General features: G+C 69.0%; 24 protein-coding genes. 19 read left to right on the top strand and 5 right to left on the bottom strand.

Annotated features, from left to right (window positions below):
- Nucleotides 1-26: 26 nt before the first annotated feature.
- Entirely contained in the window at nucleotides 27-449 is a 423-nt protein-coding gene (ndk, locus tag OU682_RS00620; RefSeq protein WP_268940127.1) for a nucleoside-diphosphate kinase, read from the bottom strand.
- A 133-nt stretch (nucleotides 450-582) separates the two neighbouring features.
- On the opposite strand from ndk, the gene OU682_RS00615 reads away from it, so the two are divergent.
- The 15 genes from OU682_RS00615 (at nucleotide 583) to urtE (ending at nucleotide 14,227) form a co-directional block, all read left to right on the top strand.
- Nucleotides 583-1,647 carry an AI-2E family transporter gene (locus tag OU682_RS00615; protein WP_268940126.1) on the top strand — a complete coding sequence of 355 codons (1,065 nt, stop codon included), beginning with the start codon at nucleotides 583-585 and terminating at the stop codon, nucleotides 1,645-1,647.
- 63 nt (nucleotides 1,648-1,710) lie between these two features.
- Complete coding sequence (locus tag OU682_RS00610; protein WP_268940125.1) at nucleotides 1,711-2,466, top strand: GNAT family N-acetyltransferase; 756 nt, start codon at nucleotides 1,711-1,713, stop codon at nucleotides 2,464-2,466.
- Nucleotides 2,467-2,596: 130 nt separating this feature from the next.
- Nucleotides 2,597-3,412 carry an urease accessory protein UreD gene (locus OU682_RS00605; RefSeq protein WP_268940124.1) on the top strand — a complete coding sequence of 272 codons (816 nt, stop codon included), beginning with the start codon at nucleotides 2,597-2,599 and terminating at the stop codon, nucleotides 3,410-3,412.
- 2 nt (nucleotides 3,413-3,414) lie between these two features.
- Nucleotides 3,415-3,726: an urease subunit gamma gene (locus tag OU682_RS00600; RefSeq protein WP_268940123.1), complete on the top strand. Its 312-nt coding sequence runs from the start codon at nucleotides 3,415-3,417 to the stop codon at nucleotides 3,724-3,726.
- On the top strand, nucleotides 3,727-4,287 hold the full coding sequence (locus OU682_RS00595) for a HupE/UreJ family protein (RefSeq protein ID WP_268940122.1): 561 nt from the start codon (nucleotides 3,727-3,729) through the stop codon (nucleotides 4,285-4,287).
- The gene (locus OU682_RS00590) at nucleotides 4,288-4,593 is read left to right on the top strand and encodes an urease subunit beta (RefSeq protein WP_268940121.1); all 306 of its coding nucleotides are present in this window, start codon (nucleotides 4,288-4,290) and stop codon (nucleotides 4,591-4,593) included. It abuts the gene before it with no gap.
- Nucleotides 4,590-6,275, top strand: coding sequence for an urease subunit alpha (gene ureC, locus OU682_RS00585; protein WP_268940120.1), 1,686 nt, complete (start codon nucleotides 4,590-4,592; stop codon nucleotides 6,273-6,275). The genes OU682_RS00590 and ureC overlap by 4 nt, the downstream gene beginning before the upstream one ends.
- A 14-nt stretch (nucleotides 6,276-6,289) precedes the next feature.
- Nucleotides 6,290-6,847 (top strand): urease accessory protein UreE, encoded by a 558-nt coding sequence (locus OU682_RS00580; RefSeq protein WP_268940119.1) that lies wholly within the window; start codon nucleotides 6,290-6,292, stop codon nucleotides 6,845-6,847.
- The gene (locus OU682_RS00575; RefSeq protein WP_268940118.1) at nucleotides 6,792-7,472 is read left to right on the top strand and encodes an urease accessory protein UreF; all 681 of its coding nucleotides are present in this window, start codon (nucleotides 6,792-6,794) and stop codon (nucleotides 7,470-7,472) included. Before OU682_RS00580 ends, OU682_RS00575 begins: the two co-directional genes overlap by 56 nt.
- The gene (ureG, locus tag OU682_RS00570) at nucleotides 7,469-8,092 is read left to right on the top strand and encodes an urease accessory protein UreG (RefSeq protein WP_268940117.1); all 624 of its coding nucleotides are present in this window, start codon (nucleotides 7,469-7,471) and stop codon (nucleotides 8,090-8,092) included. Before OU682_RS00575 ends, ureG begins: the two co-directional genes overlap by 4 nt.
- 187 nt (nucleotides 8,093-8,279) lie before the next feature.
- Nucleotides 8,280-9,563 (top strand): urea ABC transporter substrate-binding protein, encoded by a 1,284-nt coding sequence (urtA, locus tag OU682_RS00565; RefSeq protein ID WP_268940116.1) that lies wholly within the window; start codon nucleotides 8,280-8,282, stop codon nucleotides 9,561-9,563.
- A gap of 53 nt (nucleotides 9,564-9,616) precedes the next feature.
- A complete protein-coding gene (gene urtB, locus OU682_RS00560) occupies nucleotides 9,617-11,527 on the top strand; it encodes an urea ABC transporter permease subunit UrtB (RefSeq protein WP_442952593.1) in 1,911 nt (636 codons plus the stop codon).
- Between the two features lie 4 nt (nucleotides 11,528-11,531).
- A complete protein-coding gene (gene urtC, locus OU682_RS00555; protein WP_268940115.1) occupies nucleotides 11,532-12,779 on the top strand; it encodes an urea ABC transporter permease subunit UrtC in 1,248 nt (415 codons plus the stop codon).
- Entirely contained in the window at nucleotides 12,776-13,516 is a 741-nt protein-coding gene (urtD, locus tag OU682_RS00550; protein ID WP_268940114.1) for an urea ABC transporter ATP-binding protein UrtD, read from the top strand. The genes urtC and urtD overlap by 4 nt, the downstream gene beginning before the upstream one ends.
- A 3-nt stretch (nucleotides 13,517-13,519) precedes the next feature.
- Complete coding sequence (gene urtE, locus OU682_RS00545) at nucleotides 13,520-14,227, top strand: urea ABC transporter ATP-binding subunit UrtE (protein WP_268940113.1); 708 nt, start codon at nucleotides 13,520-13,522, stop codon at nucleotides 14,225-14,227.
- On the opposite strand, the gene OU682_RS00540 is transcribed toward urtE, so the two are convergent.
- Genes OU682_RS00540 through OU682_RS00525 form a run of 4 tightly spaced genes read right to left on the bottom strand, consistent with a single transcriptional unit; the run spans nucleotide 14,228 to nucleotide 18,108 of the window.
- Entirely contained in the window at nucleotides 14,228-15,586 is a 1,359-nt protein-coding gene (locus OU682_RS00540; RefSeq protein WP_268940112.1) for a PepSY-associated TM helix domain-containing protein, read from the bottom strand.
- A 54-nt stretch (nucleotides 15,587-15,640) separates the two neighbouring features.
- Entirely contained in the window at nucleotides 15,641-16,069 is a 429-nt protein-coding gene (locus OU682_RS00535) for a hypothetical protein (protein ID WP_268940111.1), read from the bottom strand.
- Between the two features lie 3 nt (nucleotides 16,070-16,072).
- Nucleotides 16,073-16,522 (bottom strand): DNA polymerase III subunit chi, encoded by a 450-nt coding sequence (locus OU682_RS00530; RefSeq protein WP_268940110.1) that lies wholly within the window; start codon nucleotides 16,520-16,522, stop codon nucleotides 16,073-16,075.
- Nucleotides 16,523-16,527: 5 nt separating this feature from the next.
- Nucleotides 16,528-18,108: a leucyl aminopeptidase gene (locus tag OU682_RS00525; protein WP_268940109.1), complete on the bottom strand. Its 1,581-nt coding sequence runs from the start codon at nucleotides 18,106-18,108 to the stop codon at nucleotides 16,528-16,530.
- Nucleotides 18,109-18,231: 123 nt separating this feature from the next.
- Here OU682_RS00525 and lptF point away from each other — a divergent pair, with 123 nt between their 5' ends.
- Genes lptF through OU682_RS00505 form a run of 4 tightly spaced genes read left to right on the top strand, consistent with a single transcriptional unit; the run spans nucleotide 18,232 to nucleotide 24,149 of the window.
- The gene (gene lptF / locus OU682_RS00520) at nucleotides 18,232-19,371 is read left to right on the top strand and encodes an LPS export ABC transporter permease LptF (protein WP_268940108.1); all 1,140 of its coding nucleotides are present in this window, start codon (nucleotides 18,232-18,234) and stop codon (nucleotides 19,369-19,371) included.
- Nucleotides 19,368-20,477: an LPS export ABC transporter permease LptG gene (gene lptG, locus OU682_RS00515; RefSeq protein ID WP_268940107.1), complete on the top strand. Its 1,110-nt coding sequence runs from the start codon at nucleotides 19,368-19,370 to the stop codon at nucleotides 20,475-20,477. Before lptF ends, lptG begins: the two co-directional genes overlap by 4 nt.
- Nucleotides 20,474-22,843 (top strand): LPS-assembly protein LptD, encoded by a 2,370-nt coding sequence (locus tag OU682_RS00510; protein WP_268940106.1) that lies wholly within the window; start codon nucleotides 20,474-20,476, stop codon nucleotides 22,841-22,843. Before lptG ends, OU682_RS00510 begins: the two co-directional genes overlap by 4 nt.
- Before the next feature lie 34 nt (nucleotides 22,844-22,877).
- The gene (locus OU682_RS00505) at nucleotides 22,878-24,149 is read left to right on the top strand and encodes a peptidylprolyl isomerase (RefSeq protein ID WP_268940105.1); all 1,272 of its coding nucleotides are present in this window, start codon (nucleotides 22,878-22,880) and stop codon (nucleotides 24,147-24,149) included.
- Nucleotides 24,150-24,159 lie beyond the last annotated feature (10 nt).

Raw genomic sequence — 24,159 nt, 5'->3', positions numbered from 1 at the left:
TTCCCCAACTCACCTTTGTCCGGCTGTCAGCCGACCAGTTCCAGGCCCGAGAAGAAGAACGCGATCTCCTCCTTGGCGGTTTCCGGCGCGTCCGAGCCGTGGACCGAGTTCTCGCCCACCGACAGGGCGAATTCCTTGCGGATGGTGCCCTCGTCGGCCTGGGCGGGGTTGGTCGCGCCCATCACTTCGCGGTTCTTGGCAATGGCGTTCTCGCCTTCCAGGACCTGCACGACGACGGGTTCTGATGCCATGAACTCGACCAGTTCGCCATAGAAGGGGCGTTCCTTGTGGACTTCGTAGAACTTGCCCGCCTGTTCCGGCGACAGCTTGATGCGCTTCTGCGCGACGATGCGCAGGCCCGCTTCCTCGAACTTGGCGTTGATCTTGCCGGTCAGGTTGCGGCGGGTCGCGTCGGGCTTGATGATGGAAAGCGTGCGTTCGATGGCCATGGGGCATCCCTTTGCTGTGGCAGGCGGGCCAGCCCCGCCCGATCGTGAAATCCGCGCCCGGTTATCAGGGATGGTATCTGCCGGCAAGGCGGGGGCATGATGCGGGCAAGTCAAGGCTATCAAAGGCGCGCGCATGACCGAACGACCCAGCACACCCGCCCCGCAGCCCCGCCTACGGCCCGGCCCGATCGCCATCGCCTTTGCCACGGCCCTGGCGCTGGCTGCCGTCTGGCAATGGTCGAACGTGCTGCTGATGGGCTTTGGCGCGATCCTGATCGCCATCGCGCTGCGGGCCGGCGCGAGGGCCATGCACCGCTACGCCGGCATCGGCCTGAAGCCCGGCGTGCTGCTGTCGGGTCTGGCGGCCGTCCTGGTCGTCGCGGGGATCGTGGCCTGGGCGGGACCCTCGATATCGGGCCAGTTCCGCCAGCTGATCGGCAGCCTGCCCGACGCCTGGAAGCAGATCGAGGACTGGCTGGGCCAGAGTTCCATTGGCCAGTTCCTGGAACGGCGGATCGAGGATGCCCAGGCAAACGGCGGGGGCGGAGAGGGCGGCGATCTGCCCACGGTCTTCAGCTATCTGACCGGAACGCTGACCACGGTCTTCGGCGGCGTGGCGAATCTGGTGCTGCTGATAACGGTGGCGATCTTCCTGGCGCTGGACGCGCCCATGTATCGCGCAGGCGCCTTGCGGCTGGTGCCCCCGTCCTATCGCGCCCGCGCGGGGCAGATCGCGGATGAACTGGCCCGCGCGCTCGCCCGCTGGATGGGCGGGCAGGCGCTGGACATGGCGGTGGTGGCCCTGGTCACCGGCGTCGGCCTGTGGCTGCTGGGCGTGCCCCTGGCGCTGGTTCTTGGCCTGATCGCCGGGCTGACCAACATCATCCCGGTGGTCGGCCCCTTCATGTCGGGGATTCCAGCGGTCCTGTTCGCGCTGACGCAGGGCTTCGACCTGGCGATCTATGTCGCGCTGCTGTTCGTCCTTGTCCAGCAGGCCGAAGGCAACCTGCTGATGCCCCTGATCCAGCGATACGCCGCCGACCTGCCGCCCGCGCTGACGGTGCTGGCGATCCTCGCCTTTGGCAGCCTGTTCGGTTTCGCGGGCATCGTGCTGGCGACACCCCTGCTGCTTGTGTCCATCATCCTGGTCAAGCGCATCTATGTCGAGGATGTGCTGGACGACTGGCAGGGGGACTAGACTTTTTCGCAAATCGTTCACGACATGGCGCTATGATCGTCTTGGTTGATCCGGGGGCGTTGCATGCAACCGTTGCGCAAAGGCCGCTATCTGGCGCGGCTGGCGGAAACGCCCGGCGACCTGCAGGCGGCGCAGCGCCTGCGCTGGCTGTGCTTCGTGGCGCGCAACGGGGCGGAGGGCGGAGGCGCCCGACTGGATGCCGACGCGCTGGATGCCGATTGCCGCCACATGCTGGTCGAGGATGCGGCGACCGGCCGGCTGGCCTGCTGCTTCCGCTTCCTGCCGCTGGCGGGCGGGGCGGACATCGCCCGCAGCTATTCGGCGCAGTTCTATGACCTGTCCGCGCTGGAATCCTTTGACGCCCCGATGCTCGAGGTCGGGCGCTTCTGCGTCCATCCGGACGCGCGCGATCCCGACATCATCCGCACGGCCTGGGCCGCCCTGACCCGCCTGGTCGGGGACACGGGCGCCCAGATGCTGTTCGGCTGTTCCAGCTTCACGGGGACCGAGCCTGCGGCCCATGCCGAGGCCTTCGCGATGCTGCGCGCCCGCCATCTTGCCCCCCGCCGCTGGTGGCCGCGCATCAAGGCGCCGCATGTCTTCCGCTTCGCCCGCGCGCTGCTGCCGGGCCAGCCCGATCCGAAACGGGCGATGGCCGCGATGCCGCCGCTGCTGCGCAGCTATCTGGCGCTTGGGGGATGGGTCAGCGACCATGCCGTCGTGGATCCCGTCCTGCGCACCATGCATGTCTTTACGGGGGTCGAGATCCGGTCGATCCCGCCGACCCGCCGCCGGTTGCTGCAAGTCGCGGCGGGTTGATCCGGAAACTGCCCTCGGCTTGGGCAGACCGCCCGCAGGAATGGCAAAATCCATCATGCTGCGCGCATGCTGGGCATTGCGAAAACGCTCGCCGATTGACCTTGCCAGGGTTCCGCCGCCCAGTCGGGGCATGTTCGACAGCCCCGTTCCGACACAATCCTTTCAGCGCAGCCAAGGCGCCGCGCATGTGGTCATGGGACCACGCGGGCTGCTGGATCTGGCGCAAGCGGGATCGGCCAAGGCCATGCTGCCGCGCTTGACGGCAGGGCTGCCCGAGATCGTGTTCCTGAATACCTCGGGCGGGCTGGCGTCGAACGACCGGCTGTCCTTCGGGGTCACGCTGCGCGGCCGAACCCGGGCGCTTGCCACCACGCAAACCGCCGAACGCGCCTATCGCGCCGAGGGCGGCGCGGCCCTGGCCCAGGTGCGCCTGCAGGTCGGCGAAGGCGGCTGGCTGGACTGGCTGCCGCAGGAAACCATCCTGTTCGACGGCGCGAAGCTGGACCGCGACACGCAGGTCGATCTGGCCGACGGCGCAGGCTGCCTGCTGCTGGAGATGATCGTGCTGGGCCGCCTGGCCATGGGCGAACGGCCCCGCCGCCTGCACCTGCGCGACCGCCGCGTGGTGCGGCAGGCGGGCCGGATCATCCATCACGATGCCATGGCGCTGGACGATGCCACGCTGCCCCGGCTGGACGGTCCCGCCCTGCTGGGCGGCGCGCGCTGCATGGCGGTGTTGGCGATGATCGCGCCGCATGCGCCGGATCTTCTGGGCACGGCCCGCGCCGCGCTGGACGAACCCGGCGTCACCTCTGCCGCAAGCGCCCCGCCCGGGCGCCTCGTGATCCGCCTTCTGGCGCAGGACAACTGGCCGCTGCGCCGGCAGGTCAACCGGCTGCTGGCCGCGCTGCGCCCCGATCCCCTTCCCCGTATCTGGCAGGTCTGACGATGAACCTTACCCCGCGAGAGCGCGAAAAGCTGCTGGTCTCGGTCGCCGCGATGGTGGCCCGCGCCCGGCTGGCCCGCGGCGTCAAGCTGAACCACCCCGAGGCCATCGCGCTGATCACCGACTTCGTGGTCGAGGGCGCGCGCGACGGCCGCAGCGTCGCCGACCTGATGCAGGCGGGCGCGCATGTGATCACCGCCGGCCAGTGCATGGCGGGCGTCCCGGCCATGATCGAATCCGTCCAGGTCGAGGCCACCTTTCCCGACGGCACCAAGCTGGTGACCGTCCACCACCCGATCCGCCACGAGGCCTGAATGAACAAGTTTTTCCCCATTGCCGCCTTTCTTCTGCCGCAGGCGGCCCTGGCGCATGTCGGCCATCATGACGAAGGGCAGTTCCTTGCCGGTATGGCCCATCCCGTCGGCGGCGCCGATCACATGCTGGCGATGGTGGCGCTTGGCCTGCTGGCCGCGCAGGGGGGCGGACGGGCGCTCTGGGCGCTGCCGCTGGGCTTTGTCGGCAGCATGATCGCGGGCGGGCTGGCGGGCGTCGGCGGCCTGCCCTTTCCGGGGGTCGAGCCGATGATCCTCGCCTCGGTCATCATCCTGGGCGCGCTTGTCGCCATGGCCGCGCGCCTGCCGCTGGCGGTGCTGCTGCCGGGCGCGGCGCTGTTCGGATTCGCCCATGGCTGGGCGCACGGCGCGGAAGGCCCCGCAGCGGGGATGACGCTCTATGCCCTGGGCTTCGCGGTGGCGACGATGGCGCTGCATTTGGCGGGCATCGGCATCGGCAAGGGTCTGCAAAGCGGCGTGCTGCTGCGCGTTCTCGGCGCCGCCGCCTCTGTCGCGGGCATGGCCCTGGCGATGGGGGGCTGAATGATTCCCGGCGAAATCCTGCCCGCCGCGGGCGAGATCATCCTGAACGAGGGCCGCGAGCCGATCACGGTGATGGTCGCCAACACCGGCGACCGCCCGATCCAGGTCGGCAGCCATTACCACTTCGCCGAAACCAACCCGGCGCTGGATTTCGACCGTGCCGCCGCGCGCGGGATGCGCCTGTCCATCCCCGCCGGCACCGCCGTCCGCTTCGAGCCCGGCCAGTCCCGCGAGGTCCGCCTGATCCCCTTCGCGGGCAACCGCGTCGTGCAAGGCTTCCGCAAAGACATCATGGGTGCCCTATGATCCGCCTGTCCCGTGCCGATTACGCGGCCCTTTACGGCCCCACCGCCGGCGACCGCATCCGCCTGGCCGATACCGAACTGGTGATCGAGGTCGAGCGCGACCTGACCATCCCCGGCGAGGAGGTCAAGTTCGGCGGCGGCAAGGTCGTCCGCGACGGCATGGGCCAGTCCCAGGTGACGCGCGCGGATGGCGCCATGGATACGGTCATCACCGGCGTCGTGGTCTTCGACCACCAGGGCATCATCAAGGCCGACGTGGGCCTGCGCGACGGCCTGATCGCGGGCATCGGCAAGGCGGGCAACCCCGACACGCAGCCGGGCGTGACCCTGATCATCGGTCCCGGCACGGAAATCATCGCGGGCGAGGGGCGCATCCTGACGCCGGGCGGTTTCGACTGCCACATCCACTACATCTGCCCTCAGCAGGTGGACCACGCCTTGCATTCCGGTGTCACCACGCTGCTGGGCGGCGGCACCGGCCCCGCGCATGGCACGCTTGCGACCACCTGCACCCCCGGTCCCTGGCACATTGCCCGGATGATGGAGGCCTGTGCGGACCTGCCCGTCAACATCGGCATCGCGGGCAAGGGCAACGCATCGGTCCCCGGACCGCTGGAGGAACAGATCCGCGCCGGCGCCTGCGCGCTGAAGCTGCACGAGGACTGGGGGACCACGCCTGCCGCCATCGACACCTGCCTGACCGTGGCCGACGCGATGGACGTGCAGGTGATGATCCACACCGACACGCTGAACGAATCGGGCTTCGTCGAGGACACGATGGCCGCGATCGCGGGCCGCACCATCCACGCCTATCACACCGAAGGCGCGGGCGGCGGCCATGCCCCCGACATCATCCGCATGGTCGGCATGGCCAACGTCCTACCCTCGTCCACCAACCCGACGCGGCCCTATACGGCCAACACGGTCGAGGAGCACCTCGACATGCTGATGGTCTGCCACCACCTCGACCGCCGCGTTCCCGAGGACGTGGCCTTCGCCGAATCCCGCATCCGCAAGGAGACCATCGCGGCCGAGGACATCCTGCACGACCTGGGCGCCTTCAGCGTGATCTCGTCGGACAGCCAGGCCATGGGCCGGATCGGAGAGGTCATCATCCGCACCTGGCAGACGGCCTCCAAGATGCGCCGCCAGCGCGGCCGCCTGCCCGATGAACAGGGCCAGAACGACAACATCCGCGCCCGTCGCTATATCGCGAAATACACCATCAACCCGGCCATCGCGCATGGCGTCAGCCAGCGCATCGGCAGCGTCACCCCCGGCAAGCGCGCCGACCTGGTGCTGTGGTCGCCCGCCTTCTTCGGCGTAAAGCCCGAAATGGTCCTTGTCGGGGGGCAGATCAGCGTGGCGCAGATGGGCGATCCCAACGGCTCGATCCCGGTGCAGCCGATCTTCTCGCGCCCGATGTGGGGCCATACGGGGCGGGCATCCGCGCTGTTCGTCAGCCGGGCGGGTCTGGAAAACGGCGCGGGCGAGGGGCTGGGAAAGACCCTGATCGCCGTCGAGAACACCCGCCAGATCGGCAAGGCCGACATGGCGATGAACAGCGCCATGCCCCATATCGAGGTGGACCCCGAAACCTACGAGGTCCGTGCGGATGGACAATTGCTGACCTGCGAGCCCGCGACGGAACTGCCGATGGCCCAGCGCTATTTTCTCTTCTAGGGAGGAACACAGCCATGATCACTGCCACCCGCATCATCCGCAACGCCCCCACCCCCTTCGACGGAGAAGTGTCGCTGGACTACGAAGAGCGTCTGCTGCGACGCAAGAAGATGTCCTGCCAGGCCGCTTTCGGCTGCGACGATTTCCTGGTCGACCTGCCCGAGGTGACCAGCCTGGAAGACGGCGACGCCTTCGAGCTGTCGGACGGCCGCCGTATCGTCGTGCGCGCCAAGGCCGAGCCCGTGATGGTTGTCCGCGGCCATCTGGCTCGGCTTGCCTGGCATATCGGCAACCGCCATACCCCCTGCCGGATCGAGGCCGACCGGCTTGTCATCCGCCAGGACCACGTCCTGGAAGCCATGCTGCGCAAGCTGGGGGCCGATATCTGCCACAAGGATCTGCCCTTCCGCCCGGAAGGCGGCGCCTACGGCCATGGCCGCACCTTCGGTCATGACCATGGCCCTGACCACGAGCACGATCACGATCACGATCATGGGGACGATCACGGCGGGGCGCATGACCACGACCACACGCATGACCACAGCCACGGCAACGAACACCACCACGCCTGAGGCCGCCCGCCTGCGCCTGGCCCAGTTCCTGTCGCCCGCCTTCCCGGTGGGCGGCTTCGCCTGGTCGCAGGGATTGGAATGGGGGATGGACCAGGGGACCGTCACCCGCGGGACGCTTTCTGAGTGGCTGGCCGACTGGTTGGATCACGGCGCGGGCTGGACGGACGCGGTGCTGGTCGCCCTGTCGCTGCGCGCCGCCGATCACGCGGCGCTGGACGATCTGGCCCGCGCCGCCTGCCTGACCTCGCAGCGCCTGGCCGAGACGGTGGAACAGGGCACCGCCTTCGCCGCCAATATCGCCGCGCTGACCGGACAGCCGCAGCCCGCCGCCGCCCTGCCCGTGGCCTTCGGCCGCACCTGTGCCGGGATGCCCCTGCCCCATCCAGAGATCATCGCGGCCTTCCTGCAGGCTCAGGCCGCCGCCCTGATCAGCGCCGCCGTGCGCTTTCTGCCGCTTGGCCCGGTCGAGGGCCAGCAGATGCTTGCCGCCCTGCACCCGGCAGTCCTTTCCACCGCCGTCCGCGCCGCGCAAGCGACCGAAAGCGATCTTGCCGGCACGGCCTGGGGCGCGGATATCGCCGCCATGCGGCACGAAACCATGTCAGTCAGGATATTCCGATCATGAGCCAGAACGGCCCCCTCCGCGTCGGCATCGGCGGCCCCGTGGGCGCAGGCAAGACCACGCTGACCGAACAGCTGGCCCGCGCGCTTGCCCCCCGCCTGTCCATGGCGGTGATCACCAACGACATCTATACCCGCGAGGATGCCGAGGCGCTGATGCGCGCCCAGGTCCTGCCTGCCGAACGCATCCGGGGCGTGGAAACCGGCGGCTGCCCGCATACCGCCATCCGGGAGGACGCCAGCATCAACCTGGCCGCCATCGCCGACCTGAACGCGGCCTTTCCCGACCTGGATCTGGTGCTGATCGAATCGGGCGGCGACAACCTGGCCGCGACCTTCAGCCCGGAACTGGCGGACCTGACCATCTATGTCATCGACACCGCCGCGGGCCAGGACATCCCCCGCAAGCGTGGTCCGGGGCTGGCGCGGTCCGACCTGCTGGTCGTGAACAAGACCGATCTGGCACCCCATGTGGGTGTGGACGCCGGACTGCTTGAAACCGATGCGCGAAAGGCGCGCGCTGCCCGCCCGGTGGTCATGGCGCAACTGCGCCACGGCAGGGGCGTGGGGCAGATCGTCGATTTCCTGATCGACCAGGGGGGATTGCAGCCTCGACCGGCCTGACGCTGCCTCCCGGGCAGGCAGGTGGCCGATATCCTGCCCGCATCCGAACCAGTTTCCGCATCGCCCGCCGCAAACCTGCCTCGATCCTGTTCAGCCAGCCGAAAACCCGTCTTGCTGCCCCTGCGAAGGCCACGCGCCTTCAACGGAAACAACAGGGACATGGGCCGGACGGCCGGGGAAGGTAGCGATGAAAAGATTGTCCGCGATGCTGATGCTGACCAGCGCCATGACGCTGGCGACCGGGGCGATGGCGCAGGAAGGCGAGCCGATCAGGATCGGCGTGCTGCACTCGCTGTCGGGCACCATGGCGATTTCGGAAACGACGCTGAAGGACACGGTCCTGATGATGGTCGAACAGCAGAACGCCAAGGGCGGGCTGCTGGGCCGCCCGCTGGAGGCCGTGGTGGTGGACCCGGCATCCGACTGGCCGCTGTTTGCCGAAAAGGCACGCGAGCTGCTGACCGTCTCCGAGGTTGACGCGATCTTCGGCTGCTGGACCAGCGTGTCACGCAAGTCCGTGCTGCCGGTGATCGAGGAACTGAACGGGTTGCTGTTCTATCCCGTCCAGTACGAGGGCGAGGAATCGTCGAGGAACGTCATCTATACCGGCGCCGCCCCGAACCAGCAGGCGATCCCGGCGGTGGACTACATGATGGAGGAGTTGGGCGTCGAGAAATGGGCGCTTCTGGGCACCGACTATGTCTATCCCCGCACCACGAACAACATCCTGGACGCCTATCTGAAGCAAAAGGGCGTGGCCGAGGGCGACATCTTCGTCAACTACACCCCCTTCGGCCATTCCGACTGGTCCAAGATCGTGGCCGACGTGGTCGCGCTTGGCGCGGACGGCAAGAAGGTGGGCGTGGTGTCCACCATCAACGGCGATGCGAACGTGGGCTTCTACAAGGAACTGGCGGCGGCGGGCGTTTCGGCCGACGACATTCCGGTCATGGCCTTCTCGGTCGGCGAGGAGGAACTGGCGGGCCTGGACACGACCAACCTGGTCGGGCATCTGGCCGCCTGGAACTATTTCCAGACCGCCGACACGCCGGAAAACGCCGCCTTCATCGAGGAATGGCACAAGTTCATCGGCGACGACAAGCGCGTGACCAACGACCCGATGGAAGCCACGATGATCGGCTTCAATGCCTGGGTCGCGGCCGTGGAAAAGGCCGGCACCACCGATGTCGATCCCGTCCTGGAGGCCATTGTCGGCGTCGAGGTCCCGAACCTCACCGGCGGCACCGCCACCGTCCTGCCGAACCACCACCTGACCAAGCCCGTGCTGATCGGCGAAATCCGCGAGGACGGCCAGTTCGACATCGTCAGCCAGACCGAACCCGTCGAGGGCGATGCCTGGACCGACTTCCTGCCCGAAAGCGCCAAGCTGGCCGCCGACTGGCCGGGCAAGGACTGCGGCATGTTCAACCAGGAGACGAACACCTGCGTGCAGGCCCAGTCGAACTATTGATCCAGTCCGTGGGCGGTCGCGCCGCCCCCTTTTTTTCCGGGAACGCACCCATGATCCGCCCGCTGATCGCACTGGCCCTGACGCTGCTTCTGGCCATGCCCGCCAGCGCGAACCCCGCCCTTGAAGCGGTCATCGCCGACAATCTGGACCAGATCGAAAAGCCGTCCCGCCGCACGGTCGAACCGCTGGTGGCCCAGATCGCCGCCACCGGGCCGGAAGGCCTGGCGCTGCTTCAGGCCTGGTCGGGCCGCGCGCTTGGGGTGACGGATGACGGGCGGCTGCTGATCGTCGATGGCGACACCGCCACCGATGCCGTGACCGGCGCGGCGGTGACGGACGCCGAGCCCAAGATGCTGCGCCCCAATTCCGGCGTGCGCGGCGTCATCGAATCCGCCCTGGTCGCGGGCGAGATTTCCAGCCCCGACCCCGCCCGCCGCGCCGCCGCCCTGGCCAGTATCGCCCGCGACGGCACTGCCGAACACCTGGCGGCCCTGCGCGCCGCCCCGGCGGAACCCGATCCCATCCTGGCCCGACAGCGCCAGCGTGTCACCAACCTGCTGGCGATCCGCTTCGATGCAGAACCTGCCGCCCGGGTCGCCGCGATCGAGAGGATGGCGGGCGATGTGGGCCTTGATTTCCGCGCGGCGCTGAACCCGCTGCTGGCGACCAGCCGCATCGCCGCGCCCGCCGAGCCGGACGCCAACATCGCCCGCGAGTTGAGCATTGGCGCGGACGACTTCCCGCGCGATGCCGCCATCGCCCTGCTGACCAGCCAAGGCGTCCTGCAACCCCGCCTGACCCCCGCCGATCAGCGCAACGCGCTTGCCGCGAACGTCACGGGCGGCACCGTTGGCGGCATCCCGGTCGCGGATCTGTTCGATCCCGCCGCCCGCGACCGCGCCTATGAGGCGCTGGAGGCTTCTGGCGCCGTTCCCCCCGCCGCAACCGAGGCCGAGGCGGATGCCGCCCTCGAGTCCCACCGCTTCTTCGAGGTTTATGCCGAACCGAACCCCGACGTGACCGACGCCGCCCGCGCTGCCCAGACCCGCGCGCAGGTGCGGCTGGCCGCGATGACCGGCATCGACCTGGGGCTGGACGCGCTGTCGCTGGCCTCGATCTATTTCCTGGCGGCCATCGGACTGGCGGTCACCTTTGGCGTGATGCGCGTGATCAACATGGCGCATGGCGAATTCATCATGATGGGCGCCTATACCGGCTATGTGGTCCAGACGCTGATCGCGAACCGCACCCTGTCGCTGGTCGTTGCCCTGCCTCTGGCCTTCGCCGTGACCTTCGGGGCAGGCGTTGTGCTTTACCGGCTGGTCATCCGCCACCTGGCGCACCGTCCGCTGGAAACCCTGCTGGCGACCTTCGGCGTGTCCATCGCGCTCCAGCAGCTTGCCAAGAACATCTTCGGCACCCAGGCCCGTCCCCTGACCGCCCCGGCCTGGCTGGAGGGCGCGGTCACGATCAACGACGTGATCTCGATATCCTCAATCCGGGTGGCGATCTTCGTGCTGGCGCTGCTGTTCCTGGGCCTGTTCCTGTTCATCATGAAGCGGACCCGCCTTGGGCTGGAGGTCCGCGCGGTGACCCAAAACCCCGGCATGGCGGCATCCATGGGCATCAACCCCGACCGCATCGCGATGATGACCTTCGGCCTGGGATCGGGCATCGCGGGCATCGCGGGCGTGGCCATCGGACTGTTCGCGCAGGTCACGTCCGAACTGGGCCAGCAATACATCGTGCAAAGCTTCATGACCGTGGTCGTGGGCGGCGTCGGCAACATCTGGGGCACGCTGGCGGGGGCCGCGCTGATCGGCGGGCTGTCCAAGGTGATCGAGTTCCTGAACCCCGCGAACACCCTGGCCGCCCAGACCTTCATGATCCTCTTCATCATCATCTTCATCCAGTTCCGACCGCGCGGCATCATCCCGCAGCGCGGCCGCGCGGCAGAGGCGTGACCCCATGACCGAAAAGCTGACCCGGCAGCCCTTCATCCTGCGCAACCCACAGGTCCTGGTGGTGCTGGCGGTGCTGGCGGTCTTCACCGTCGCCGTCACGCTGCTGAGCCAGGCATATGGCAGCGGCGTCATCCCGACCTCGACCGTCAAGGTGCTGGGCAAGACCCTGTGCCTGGCGCTTGCGGCGGTGGCGATGGATCTGGTCTGGGGCTACCTGGGCATCCTGTCGCTGGGCCAGATGGCCTTCTTCGCCCTTGGCGGCTACCTGATCGGCCAATGGCTGATGTATGCGCGCACGGAATCCATCGTCGCGGCCAGCTTGGCCCAGAACCCGATCCCGCCCACGCCGGCCGAGTTGCAGGAAGGCGTCGCCAACCAGATCTTCGGCGTCGTCGGATCGGCCGATCTGCCGCTGGTCTGGTCCTTCGCCCATTCGCTGCCGATCCAGCTGCTGCTGGTTCTGGCCGTGCCCGGCCTGCTGGCCCTGGTCTTCGGCTGGCTTGCCTTCCGCAGCCGCGTGAACGGGGTCTACCTGTCGATCCTGACCCAGGCGATGACGCTGGCGCTGGCCCTGTGGCTGTTCCAGAACGACAGCGGCTTTCGCGGCAATAACGGATTGTCGGGCCTGCAGAACATCCCGGGCCTTGACGGCATCGACCAAGCCACCCTGTCGGTCTGGTTCCTCTGGGCATCGGCCCTGGCCTTAGCACTGGCCTATGTCCTGGCGGCCTGGCTGGTCAGCGGCAAGTTCGGCAGCGTGGTCCGCGCCATCCGCGACGATGAAACTCGCGTGCGCTTCCTCGGCTACCCGGTCGAGGGCTTCAAGCTGGTGGTCTTCACCCTGGCCGCGATGATCACCGCCGTCGCGGGGGCGCTGTATTACCCGCAGGCCGGGATCATCAATCCGGCGGAACTGATGCCCATCGCCTCGATCTATCTGGCGGTCTGGGTGGCGATCGGCGGGCGCGGCAGGCTTTACGGCGCCATCATCGGCGCGGTTGTCGTGTCGCTGCTGTCAAGCTGGTTCACCGGCGGACGGGCACCCTCGATCCACCTGCCGGGCTATGTGGTCAACTGGGTGGACTGGTGGCAGGTGGCGCTTGGCCTCAGCTTCGTGCTGGTCACGCTGTTCGCGCCCAAGGGCATCGCGGGGATCTTCGATCGCTTGGGCGGCATCCTGCCCCCGCAGCGGCATGGCCGCGACCTTGGCCCCGACCAGGGCGCATTGCAGGAACAGGAGGCCAAGGCATGAGCGCGCTTCTTGAGGTGGACAGCATCTCGGTCAGCTTCGACGGCTTCAAGGCCATCAACAACCTGTCTTTCAACATCGGCGAGGCGGAGTTGCGCGCCGTGATCGGCCCCAACGGCGCGGGGAAGACGACCTTCATGGACATCGTGACCGGCAAAACCCGCCCCGATGCGGGCGACGTCAAATGGGGCACGCCGCCGAAATCGCTGCTGCGGATGAACGAGGCGCAGATCGCGCGCGAAGGCGTGGGGCGCAAGTTCCAGCGGCCCACCGTCTTCGAGGACCAGACGGTGGCCGACAACCTGACCATGGCGCTGAAGGCCAGCCGCAACCCCTTTTCGGTGCTGGGCTGGCGGCCGTCCGCGGCATCGGACGACAAGGTGGCCGACCTGGCGTCCGAGGTGGGCCTGGCCCAGCAGGTCGGCCGCAAGGCGGGCGAGCTGTCGCATGGCCAGAAGCAGTGGCTGGAGATCGGCATGCTTCTGGCGCAGGAACCGCGCCTGCTGCTGGTCGACGAACCCGCCGCCGGGATGACGCTGGCCGAACGCGAACAAACCACCGCGCTGCTGGTCAGGCTGGCGCAGACGCGGGCGGTCGTGGTGGTGGAACACGACATGGACTTCGTGCGCCGCCTGAACTGCAAGGTGACGGTGCTGCACCAGGGTTCCGTGCTGGCCGAAGGGTCGCTGGATCATGTGACCCGCAATCCCGACGTGATCGAAGTCTATCTGGGGCGATAGGACATGCTGGAAGCCAAGAACCTGACCCTGCATTACGGCGGCAGCCAGATCCTGCACGGGATCGACATCGCCGCGCGTCCCGGTTCCGTGACCTGCGTGATGGGCAACAACGGCGTGGGCAAGACATCCCTGATGAACCTGCTGGCCGGGCGGCATCCGCGAACCGGCGGCACGATCCGCTTCGACGGCAAGGATCTGGGCCGGATCACCGCGCAGCAGATGGCGCGGCGCGGAGTGGGCTATGTCCCGCAGGGCCGCGCGATCTTTCCCATGCTGACCGTGCGCGAGAACCTCGAGACCGGCTTCGCCTGCCTGCCCCGCGATCAGCGCCGAATCCCGGATACGATCTTCGACAGCTTTCCCGTCCTGGCGGAAATGGCGCATCGCCGCGGCGGCGACCTGTCGGGCGGCCAGCAGCAGCAGCTTGCCATCGCCCGCGCGCTGATCACCAGGCCGCGCGTGCTGCTGCTGGACGAACCGACCGAGGGCATCCAGCCCAACATCATAGCAGGTATCGGCCGGGTCATCGCCGCGCTGCGCGACCAAGGCGACATGGCCATCGTCCTGGTCGAGCAGTTCTTCGACTTCGCCTGGGATCTGGGGGACGACTTCCTGGTGCTGGAGCGGGGCCGCGCAGTGATGTCCGGCCCCAAGGCCAGCCTGCGGCGCGCCGACCTGCACGCCCGGCTGGCCGGCCACGCGGCGGCCTGATCAGCGCGCCGCCTGCCCCCGCAGCAGGTCGACCGCCAGGAAGAAGGCCAGGCTGACCCCCAGCACCGGCAGCGCCCAGCCAAGCGCCGCCGCAAGCGCCGCCCATGCCAGTTGCTGGCCGGGCGACAGGCGCCGCCAGCTTGCCCACAGCGGTTCTGCCGGCTTGGGGCGACGGGTCCACCACATCCGGTAGCCATAAACGATCGTGACCATCAGCCCCAGGGCGACCGCCGCCATCAAGGCCTGGTTCGGGATGCCGAACAGAACGCCCATATGCGCGTCGATGCCCCAGCGGATCAGCTTGGGGATCAGCGTGAAGTCCGCAAAATCGGCGCGGCTGGTGATCCTCAGCGTGTCCGGGTTGATCGCCACCGTATCGACCTGCGTGGGCCAACTGCGGTCATATTCGCGCACCACCCATGCCTGATCGGGCTTGGGCAGGCGGATTTCCATCATCGGCGAATCCAACCCGCCCGCGCGGGCGGCACCGGCCACCGCGTCCAGCCCCTCCAGGCGGTCCTCCCTTGCGGCGGGGTCGTGGGACATGTGCGCGGCGTGATCGCCATGTCCCGCATGTTCGCCCGCGGGATCCGCAGCCCCGTCAAGCGCCGCACTGGCCGAGGGCGTGACCCAGCCCAACTGGCCGCGCAGCGCGTCGATCCGCGCGCCGCCCTGCTGGGACCAGGTCAGCCCGGTCACCGACACGAACAGCAGAACCACCGACAGCACGGTGCCGATCGTGCCATGCAGCCAGCGGCGGCGCTGCGGGGACGGCATTTCGGCCAGCCTGCGACGTCTGCGCGGCCCCGTCGCCCACAAGGCGACGCCGCCCAGCACCGCCACCCACAGCCAGGACGCGGCCAGTTCGCTGTAATACCGGCCCAGGTCGCCCAGCAGCATGTTGCGGTGCAGGTAGTCCAGCGTGGTGCGGAACGGCAGGATCCCCGAAGTGCCATAGGTCGTCAGGTCGCCCCGCACCTCCAGCGTGACGGGGTCGACGAACAGCGTCCGGTTCTCGGACGGGCCAAGCGCGGGGTCCGAAAACATGATCCGCGTGGTCCGGCCCGGCCCGGTCGCCGGGCGCACGGCGGATACCGCCAGGTCGGCCCCCAGGGCCTCGCGCGCGGCCCGGGCCTGGTCGGTCAGGCTGCGCGGCGTGCCGGCAGAATCGGTGAACAGCGCGTCGCGATAAAGCCAGGTCTCGATCTGCGGGGTCAGGACATAAAGCAGCCCGGTCAGGGCGGCGACGAAGATGAAGGGGCCGACGAACAGCCCGGCATAGAAATGCATCCGCAGCAGAAAGGGACGCAGCGTGGTGCGGGCGGCATCGGCCCGCGGGGTATCGATCAGATGTGTCATGGATGGAACCTGAAAGGACAAGGCTGTGCCGCCCGTTTGGGGCGGCGGCGTCATTCAGGTCAGGGCCGGTGGTCCGCGCTTGGGGAGGGCGGGATCGCGGGCCCGCCCCTCGGCCCGTCGGATCTGGGGCAGCACGATGCGGGCCAGGATCCGCTGGTCGGCATCTGTCAGCGACGGGGCGACCGCAGGCAGCCCCGGCGGCGCGGTCAGGTTGCACAGCGGGCAATGACCATCACCGTGGCCCAGGTGGCCCGCGCCGTGGTCCTCGCACAGGATGTCGTCCAGGCTGACGCCCGACAGGACCCAGGCCTGAAGCCGCAGGTCCATCTCGGTCGGGACGGGACTTGCGGAAAGGCCGGTGGCCAGGGCAAGCACCGTCAGGGCCAGAAAGGCCAGGCCGAGGATCCGGGGTGAACGCTTGCGCCGCATGACCGTGGCGATGCCAGATCCCGCGCGCTCCGCGCAAGGGTCAAGTTGCCGCAAGGCCTATCGCTTGCGTTCCCAGCGGCCGCCTTCCTCGGACCAGTATTCGGCGGCCACCCCCGCGCCGGTCAGCGCCCGCCACTGGTCACGGGCCCGGGCGGTGGCAGCCCCGTCGCCACCGTCGAAGATGATGCAGGTGCGGGTCAGCGCCTGGCATTCGGCGGGCGCGACCTCGGCCCCGTCCAGCGCCATCAGGCAGGCGGGGCCGTTCGCGGCCCCCTGGCCCGCCACCGTCAGCAGGACCGGCTGGCGCGAGTCATGCGGCCCGCCCGCCAGCCCGTGCGGCAGGAAACCGTCGCCCTGCCACAGATGCAGGTCCAGCCGCTCCATCCGGGCCGGATCGGTGCCGCGCAGTTCCACCTGCCAGCCCGCCGCCAGCGACTTGCCGATCAGCTGCGGCAACAGGCTTTCGGCGGGCGAGCGGGTCAGGTGATAGAACAGCGCGTTGCCCATCGGGCCTATTTCGCCTCGTAGCGGTCGCGGATCAGGCGGTCGAGCGTCATCACCCCCCAGCCGGTCGCCCCCTTGGGCGCAAGATCGGTCGCGCCGGGCGGCAGCGCCACGCCCGCGATGTCGATATGCGCCCAAGGCTGGCCCTTGCGGATGAAGCGTTGAAGGAACTGCGCCGCCGTGATCGACCCCGCCGCACGGCCGCCGGTGTTCTTCATGTCGGCCAGGCGCGACTTGATGAGGTTGTCGTAGGGCTGGCCCAGGGGCAGCCGCCACGCGCCCTCGCCTTCCGCCCTGGCAGCGGACAGCAGGTTGTCGGCAAGCGCGTCGTCATTGGCAAAGACGCCTGCGTTGTCATGGCCAAGCGCGATGATGACGGCCCCGGTCAGCGTCGCCAGGTCGATCACGGCAGGCGGGTTGAAGCGCGTCTGCGCATACCACAGCACGTCGGCCAGCACGAGCCGGCCTTCGGCATCGGTATTGATGACCTCGATCGTGTCGCCCTTCATCGACTTCACGATATCGCCCGGGCGCTGCGCCTTGCCGTCGGGCATGTTCTCCACCAGGCCGACCAGGCCCACGACATTGGCCTTGGCCCGGCGCAGGGCCAGCGTGCGCATGACGCCCGCCACGACCCCCGCGCCGCCCATGTCCATGGTCATCTCCTCCATCCCGGCGGCGGGCTTGATGGAAATGCCGCCGGTATCGAAGACGACGCCCTTGCCGACCAGGGCCAGCGGCGCTTCGTCCCCGCCGCCGTTCCAGTGCATCACCACGACCTTTGACGGGCTTTCCGACCCCTGCCCCACGCCCAGAAGCGCGCGCATTCCCAGTTCGGCAAGCTGGTCTTCCTCCAGCACCTCGACGGTCAGGCCGATCTCCTCCATCGCCTTCAGGCGGTCGGCGAAATCGGTGGTGGTCAGGACGTTGGCCGGTTCGTTGACCAGGTCGCGGGTGAAGAACACGCCCTCGGCCACCGCCGCGGCGTCCTGCGCGGTCCTTGCCAGCGCCTCGGGATCCTTGACCATGAAGGTCACGCGGGCCTTTTCCGACACCGGCTCGTCCGGCGCCTCGGGTGCGCTGTCGGCCTGGGCGTCGGCCATCACCGCATTGTCGGCCTCGTGCGTGACGCTTTGCGGAATGGGGTCGGCGCCCGCCTCCTGCCCGTCCTCGGACGGCTTCGTCTGATAGACCGAGAAGTCATAGCCCCGCAGCGCGATGCCAAGCGCGATCTCGCCCGCCAGCTTGTGCCCGCCCGCCAGCACCAGCGTATGGGTCTTGCCCAGCTTGGCGCCGATGGCGGCGCCGGCCTTGCGCGCCTCGGCGATGGTGGCCCCGCCCGGCAGCGCCACCAGCGTCAGGGCCTCGGCGGCCATGCCGGCCGGGAAGGCCAGCTCCAGCGCCGCGCCGGGCTTCAGTCCCTTGCCCGCCTTCGACTCCAGCGCCCGCTGCGCGGCCTCGCGCGCCGCGCGCGGCAGGCCCGAGGGCAGCCTGCCCCCCGGCTGGACGATCATCGCCACCCGGCCCTCGTGGCTGGCCAGCCGGTCGGCGGCGATTTCGGTAAAGGTAATCTCGACGGGGTGGGTCATGGCGTCCTCATCTTTCGCGAAGTGCAGCCTAGTCGGCCCGCGCACCCTTTTCCAGAGCCGCCCTTGCGGCTAAGCAGGACGTGACCGCAGCCCCCGACATGCCTCCAAGGACAGCCCCGCGACATGCCCCGGATCGACCGATACATCCTCAGCCAGTTGCTGACGCTGTTCGGCTTTTTCGCGCTGGTGCTGGTGTCCGTCTATTGGATCAACCGCGCCGTCAGCCTGTTCGACGACCTGCTGAGCGACGGGCAGACCGCCCTGGTGGTGCTGGAATTCACGGCGCTGACGCTGCCCCTGGTGATCTCGGTCGTGCTGCCGGTCGCGGCCTTCGCGGCGACGGCTTACGGCGCCAACCGGATGTCGGGGGAATCGGAGCTGGTGGCCATGCAGGCGGCGGGGCTGTCGCCCTGGCGGCTGGCGCGGCCGGTGCTGGTCTTCGGCGTCTTCGTGGGGGTGATGGTCGCGGTGCTGGTCCACGGGCTGGTGCCCATGGCCCGCGCGCGCCTGGCCGAGCGGCAGGCGGAACTGGCCCAGGACGTGACCGAGCAGTTCCTGCGGCCCGGCACCTTCCAGTATCCGGCCGAGGGCATCACCCTGTTCATCCGCGACATCGCCAGCGACGGCCGCCTGCTGGACCTGTTCATCGAGGACGCGCGGGATCCGGCCAACCAGACGATCTACACGTCCGAAGAAGCGCTGGTGGTCCGCGCGGACACCGGGCCGGTGCTGATCCTGCTCAGCGGCATGTCGCAGAACCTGCGCCAGACGGACGAGCGCCGATCGCTGGCGGTGACGCGGTTCCGGGAATTCAGCTATGACATCGGCGCGATGCTGACCGGCGGCGCGCGAAAGGGCCGCGACCTGCGCGACTATGGCACCCTGCGGCTGCTGAACCCCGATGCCGACCTGCTGGCCGCGACCGGCGCCAGCCCCGCCGACGCCAGGCGCGAGGCGCATGAGCGGATCGCCCAGCCCCTCTTGTCGCCCATTGCCGCCATGATCGGCTTTGCGACGCTGCTGATCGGCGGCTATTCGCGCTTCGGCGTCTGGCGGCAGGTGTTGTGGGCGATCCTCGGGCTGATCGTGGTGCAGTTCCTGACGAATGCGGCCGCCAACCAGGTCGGGCGCGATCCCGGCCTGTGGCCGGTCCTGTACCTGCCCGCGCTGATCGGCGCGGCGCTGTGCTGCGGGCTGCTGTGGGTGGCCGCCAAGCCCCGGCGGCTGCGGCACGGTTCGCATCGGGGGGGAACCGCCGCATGATCCTGGCCCGCTATGTCGCGCGGCGCTTCCTGCGGTCCTTCGTGACCATCGCGGGCGTGTTCCTGCTGATCCTTCTGCTGATCGACATGATCGAGATGATCCGCCGCTTCTCCGACCGCGACATCGGCCTGGGGGGCGCCTTCAGGCTGGCCGCGCTGAACGTCGCCTCCAGCTTCTACTCGATCCTGCCGCTACTGACCGTGCTGGCGGGGATCGCGCTGTTCCTGAACCTTGCCCGCACCTCCGAGATGGTGGCGATCCGCGCCTCGGGCCGGTCGGCGTTGAAGGTGGTGACCGCGCCCGCCGTCACGGCGGTCCTTGTCGGGGCGCTGACGGTCGCCTTCCTGAACCCCCTGGTCGCCGTCACCGGCGCGCGCTTCGACGAGGCCGTGGCCGATATCGAACGCGCCAGCCGCCAGACGGTCTCGGTCGGCGACAGCGCCGTCTGGCTGCGGCAGGCCGTGGTGGAGGGGGCCGAGGAAGCAGGCCAGATCGTCATCCGCGCCCGCCGCGCCAGCCCCGATGCGACGACGCTCTATGACGCGACCTTCATGGTCTTCCACGAAACCCGCGGTCCCGTCCGGCGGGTCGAGGCGCGCGAGGCCCGGCTGGTTCCCGGCAAGTGGGACCTGACCGATGTGCGCGACTATCCCCTGACCGAGCCGAACCCCGAGGCCGCCGTCAGCGCCGTCGCCCGGATGGATCTGGCCTCCGACCTGACCGCTCAGCGCATCCGCGAGGGCTTCGGCCGCCCCGAGGCCGTGCCGGTCTGGCAATTGCCGGGCTTCATCGCGGGCCTGGAACGGGCGGGCTTTTCGGCGGCGCGCCACAAGGTCTGGCTGCAGATGGAACTGGCGCGGCCCTTCCTGATGGCCGCAATGGTGCTGATCGCAGCCGCCTTCACCATGCGCCACATGCGCGGGCGCAGCACCGGAGGCGCGGTGCTGCTGGCCTTCGGCGCCGGGATCGGGCTGTTCTTCCTGCGCAACCTGGCGCAGGTTCTGGGCGACAACGGGCAGGTGCCGCCCCTGCTGGCAGGCTGGACGCCGCCGCTGGTCGGGGGGCTTCTGGCCATGGCGATGATCCTTGCGCGGGAGGACGGATGAACGGCCACAAGCTGAAAGGCTGGGCATTCGGGCTGGCCCTGCTGCCGGGCATGGCGCTTGGCCAGACGGTCCTGAGCCGGGATCCGGGCCTCGGCGCGGGCAGTCTCGGCGGTCCCGGAACCTTCGAGTGGAGCGACGAGGCCGCCCTGGCCCCGGCCGCCACGCCCCTGGGCAACGACATCCTGGGCGACCGCACCCCCGAGGCCGCCGAGCTTCAGGCCGCGGCCCCGGATGTCGACGTGACCCTGCCCGGCCGCGACACCGGCGGGCCGGCCGACGACGCGGCGACCGTTCTTGCCGACAGCATGGTGCTGCAGGGCGACCAGACGCTGATCGCGGCGGGGGGCGTGGTCGTCTGGTACCAGGGCGCGCGGCTGGTGGCCTCGCGCATCGTCGTGGACGGCGTTTCGGGCAACCTGACCATCGAGGGTCCCATCCACCTGTCCCGCCCGGGCGCCGCCGACCCGGAAGCCGAGGCGGTGCTGATCGCCGACAGCGGCCAGCTTGACCGCGAATTGCAGGACGGCATCATCCGCGGCGCGCGGCTGGTGCTGGCCCGCGAATTGCAGCTTGCGGCAACGGAACTGACGCGGACCGGAAACGGACGCATGACCAACCTGCGCCATGTCGTGGCGTCCTCGTGCCAGATCTGCGCCGGCGACCCGACGCCCTTGTGGGAAATCCGCGCCCGCAACATCACCCATGACGCGGAAACCCGGCTGATCACCTTCGACCATCCGCAGTTCCGCGCCTTTGGCATCCCCCTGGCCGCCGCGCCCTTTGCCCTGACCGCGCCCGACCCCACGGTTGAACGCCGCACCGGTTTTCTTAGGCCGGAATACCGCACCACCTCGAACCTGGGCTTCGGGATCAAGCTGCCCTACTTCATCACCCTTGGCGATCATGCCGACCTGACGGTCACGCCCTATGTCGCGGCCAGCCGGACGCGGACGCTGGAACTACGCTATCGCCGGGCCTGGGCCAATGCCGTGACCGAATGGAATGGCGCCATCACCCGCGACGACATCGAGCCGGGGGAGACGCGGGGATATGTCTTCGGCAATGCCCTGGTCGACCTGCCGCGCGGTTATCGCCTGGGGGTGCAGGTGCAGGCCGCATCCGACAGGGGCTATCTGCTGGACTACGACATCACCGAGGCCGACCGGCTGTGGAGCGGCTTCACCCTGGACCGCATCACCCGCGAGAGGCTGTTCTTCGGGCGGGTCGGAAACTATCACTCCCTGCGGGACGACGAGGACAACAGCACCTCGCCCGCGCAGGTGGCCGACGTGATCTGGCAGCGCCGTTTCACCCCACGCCACATCGGCGGGCAGGCATTGCTGGAATGGTCGGTCCATGCCCATCGCCGCCCCTCGGACCAGGATCAGGTGGGGCGCGACATGGCCCGCGCCTCGGTCGGGCTGGACTGGCAGCGCAGCGAGATCCTGCCGGCCGGCGTGGTCGGCGCGGCCTTGGCAAGCATCGACACCGACATCTATCGCATCGTGCAGGACAGCCGCTATGACAACCTGGTGGCCCGGGCCACCCCCACGGCAGGGGTGGAACTGCGCTGGCCGCTGATCGGCGGGGCGGGGGGCGCGACCCACATGGTCGAACCCGTGGCGCAGATCCTTTATTCCCCGCCCGACAGCGACGACGACATCCCGAACGAGGACAGCCCCCTGATCGAGTTCGACGAGGGCAACCTGTTTTCCGAAAACCGCTTTCCCGGATGGGACGCGCGCGAAAGCGGGCTGCGCGCCAACCTGGGCGTGACCTGGACGCGAATCGACCCCACGGGATGGTCCCTGGCCCTGACCGGCGGCCGCGTCCTGCGCGCCGAGCCGGACGAGGCCTTTCCGGAAGGCTCGGCCCTGTCGGGAACGCGGTCGGACTGGCTGGTCTCGGCGCAATACGACAGCGGCACCGGCCTTGCCATCGCCAACCGGGCGCTGTTCGACGACAACCTGGACATGTCGCGCAACGAATTGCGCCTTGGCTGGCTGCGCGAGGACCTGCAACTGTCGGCAGGCCATCTGTGGCAGGATGACGACAACCAGGACGAGGCCGAGCTTTCCGACATCAGCGAACTGGCCGCCAACATCGGCTGGCAGATTCGCGAGGGCTGGTGGGGCAGCGCCGAAACCCGCTATGACTTCGTGGCCGACCGGGCGCAGCGCGCATCGCTGGACCTGACCTATCGCAACGAATGCCTGACGGTCGAGATGGGCGTTTCGCGCCGGTTCACCAGTTCGGACAGCGTGCGGCCGGAAACCAGCGTCGGACTGTCGTTCCGGCTGGGCGGCTTTGGCACCAGTCAGGAAGACTTGCCGGGCACGGTGGCGCGCCGGTCCTGCATGCGCTAATCTCCGCGCCAACAAACGATAGAAGGGGCAGCAGATGCGGCATTTCCTTTCCGGCTTCGCCCTGGCGGCAGCCCTGATGGCAGGCGCGCCCGCGCCGCTCCTGGCGCAGAACCTGTTCGAGCCGGTGATCTATATCAACAACGCCGCCATCACCCGGTACGAGGTCGGGCAGCGCCAGCGCTTCATGCAGATCCTGGGCGCGCCGAACACCACGGCCGAGGACGCGCAGAAGGCGCTGATCGACGACCGGCTGCGCAACCATGCCGCCCGCCAGCTTGGCATCGAGCCGACCGAGGAAGAACTGCAGAACGGGCTCGAGGAATTCGCTGCCCGCGCCGGCATGTCCGCCGCCGAATTCACCGCGGCCCTTGAAGGCGCAGGCATCGAGTCCCAGGCCTATCGCGATTTCGTCAGCGCCGGCCTTGTCTGGCGGTCGGTCATCCGCCAGCGCGTCGTGCCGCAGATCGACGTTTCGGACGCCGAGGTGGACCAGGAACTGCGCAAGCAGGTCGAAACCCCGGTCCTGTCGCGGGTGCTGATTTCCGAACTGATCATCCCGGCCCCTCCGGGGCAGGAACAGCAGGCCATGAACCTGGCGCGGCAGATCGCCGGGGCGAACCTCGGCTCGGACGAATTCGAGGCGGCGGCGCGGGAATATTCCGCCGCCGAATCGGCCCAAGCGGGCGGGCGGCTGGCCTGGGTGAACATCGACAACCTGCCCCCTTCCCTGCGCCAGGTCATCGGCGCCCTGCAGCCCGGCCAGACGACGCAGCCCCTGACCGTCGAGGGCGCGGTCGTCCTGTTCCACCTGCGCGACAGCCAGGGCACGCTGCGCCCCGGCGCGACCGAACAGGTCATCGACTATGCGACGCTGCGCCTGCCCTCGGCCGCGGATGCGGCGGCCCTGGCCGCGCGGACGCGCAGTTGCGACGATCTTTACCTGCAGGCAGGCCCGCAGGCGGCGGCGCAGGTCCAGCGCCAGACCATTTCGCAAGGCGCGATCCCCACGCTGATCGCCACGCGGCTGGCGACGATGGACCGGGACGAGGCCGGCGTCGTCGATTACGGCAATGGCGCGGATCTGGTGATGCTGTGCTCCCGCCAGCCGGCGCTGGTGGCGGATATGGCGGATGACGTGGCCACGACCGCCCTGCCCGACGACGGGGTCGAGGCCGCGGTGCCGAACGCCGACGCCCTGCCGACGCGCGATGCGGTCCGGGACGAGATCTTCAACCGCAAGGCCAATGCCGGGGCCGAGGCCTATCTGGCCGAGCTGCGCGCCCAAGCCGTCATCCGCCGCCCGTGACGTCGCCGAC

The organism is Paracoccus benzoatiresistens, assembly GCF_026913015.1.
Classification (GTDB): Bacteria; Pseudomonadota; Alphaproteobacteria; order Rhodobacterales; family Rhodobacteraceae; genus Paracoccus; species Paracoccus benzoatiresistens.
This window is presented reverse-complemented; position numbering and strand designations above follow the sequence as displayed.